This window comes from Streptomyces recifensis, assembly GCF_002154615.1.
Lineage (GTDB): Bacteria > Actinomycetota > Actinomycetes > Streptomycetales > Streptomycetaceae > Streptomyces > Streptomyces griseoluteus.
Window position 1 is genome coordinate 1 of the sequence record NZ_MUNH01000381.1, and the last position, 1896, is coordinate 1896.

At 73.2% G+C, this 1896-nt stretch carries 1 protein-coding gene and 1 pseudogene; one reads left to right on the plus strand and one right to left on the minus strand.

Annotated elements, in window-relative coordinates; genetic code table 11:
- Nucleotides 1–191 (minus strand): annotated as a pseudogene (locus tag CCN33_RS19940) (hypothetical protein); the annotation flags it as partial.
- Nucleotides 192–582: 391 nt separating this feature from the next.
- Between CCN33_RS19940 and tuf the strand changes: the two are divergent.
- A complete protein-coding gene (gene tuf / locus CCN33_RS19950; protein ID WP_086694939.1) occupies nucleotides 583–1752 on the plus strand; it encodes an elongation factor Tu in 1170 nt (389 codons plus the stop codon).
- Nucleotides 1753–1896: the final 144 nt, after the last annotated feature.

Genomic DNA, 1896 nt, shown 5'->3' on the forward strand with positions numbered 1-1896 from the left:
GCGAAGACCCCGGCCGCCGCGAACCCGCCGAGCTGCGGCGGCCAGCCCTCGGTGAGCAGGCGCTGCGGGTCGAAGACCAGCACGGCGGTGGCCGCGGCCGCGAGCAGGGTGAGCAGCAGGCCGAGACGGAGATACGCGGACGGCCACGCGCGTACGGCGGGACCGGCGGGGGTGACGGGCGTGAGGGGCACGGCTGGGGTCGGCCTCAGGACTACGACCGGGGGAACGGCCGTGGCGGTGCCCCCAGAGCGGGTGGTGGCATCGGGCATTCGGCGACAGTAACCGACCGAGGGGTGTGATCGGCGTATGGTCCGCGGCCGTTGACGCTCCGAAGGCCGCGGAAAACCGTTCGACGTGGGACGACGCGTCCGCCATGATCTGCGTCATGTTCCGGTACGCCTTCCTCGCAGCCTCCGCCCTCGCGGACGCGCCGAAGGCTGCCGTCCTCGTCCTCGTGGCAGCCGTCGACGGCGCCCGAAGCTGACCCTCTCCGGAAAGTCCGGCGGACCCCGCGAGGGGAGGGTCGGCGGATTCCAGGGGTCCCGCGCTCTCCACGCACCACCAAGACCACGAGGGACAGCCATGCCCAAGACGGCATACGTGCGCACCAAGCCGCATCTGAACATCGGCACCATGGGCCACGTCGACCACGGCAAGACCACCCTGACCGCCGCCATCACCAAGGTGCTCGCCGAGCGCGGCACCGGCACGTTCGTGCCGTTCGACCGCATCGACCGGGCCCCGGAGGAGGCGGCGCGCGGCATCACCATCAACATCGCGCACGTCGAGTACGAGACGGACACCCGGCACTACGCCCACGTCGACATGCCCGGCCACGCCGACTACGTCAAGAACATGGTGACCGGCGCCGCCCAGCTCGACGGGGCGATCCTGGTCGTCTCCGCGCTGGACGGGATCATGCCGCAGACCGCCGAACACGTGCTGCTCGCCCGGCAGGTGGGGGTCGACCACCTGGTGGTCGCGCTCAACAAGGCCGACGCGGGGGACGAGGAGCTGGCCGACCTGGTCGAGCTGGAGGTGCGCGAACTGCTCACCGCCCAGGGCTATCCGGGCGAGTCGATACCTGTCGTACGGGTCTCCGGGCTCAAGGCGCTCGCGGGCGACCCCCGCTGGACGGCGTCCGTGGAGGCGCTGCTCGACGCGGTCGACACCTATGTGCCGATGCCGGAGCGGTACCTGGACGCGCCGTTCCTGCTGCCGGTGGAGAACGTGCTCACCATCACCGGGCGCGGGACCGTCGTCACCGGCGCGGTCGAGCGGGGCAGGCTCCAGGTCGGGGACCGGGTGGAGGTCCTGGGCGCGGGGGTGGAGAGCGTGGTCACGGGGCTGGAGACCTTCGGCAAGCCGATGCCGGAGGCGCAGGCCGGGGACAACGTGGCGGTCCTGCTGCGCGGGGTGCCCCGCGACGCGGTCCGGCGCGGGCATGTCGTCGCGGCGCCGGGGAGTGTGGTGCCGGGCCGGCGGTTCACCGCGCGGGTGTACGTGCTGGCCGGGGCCGAGGGCGGCCGCAGCAAGCCGCTGTCCACGGGGTACCGGCCGCAGTTCTACCTCCGTACGGCGGACGTGGCCGGGGAGGTCGACCTGGGTGAGGCGGGGATCGCCCGGCCCGGCGACACGGTGGAGATGACCGTGGAGCTGGACCGGGAGGTGCCGCTGGAGCCGGGGCTCGGGTTCGCCGTCCGCGAGGGCGGCCGGACCGTGGGCGCGGGGACGGTCACCTCGGTCGGCTGAGCGTAACGGGGTGCGTGGGGCCCGTCCCCGCGCACCCCTGCGGACCGGCGACAATGGCCGGGTGAGCGAACCGATACCCGTGAGCAGGGCCGTCGACCACGGCACCGCCAAGCTGATGCCCGACGTCGACCGGGACCGGGCCTG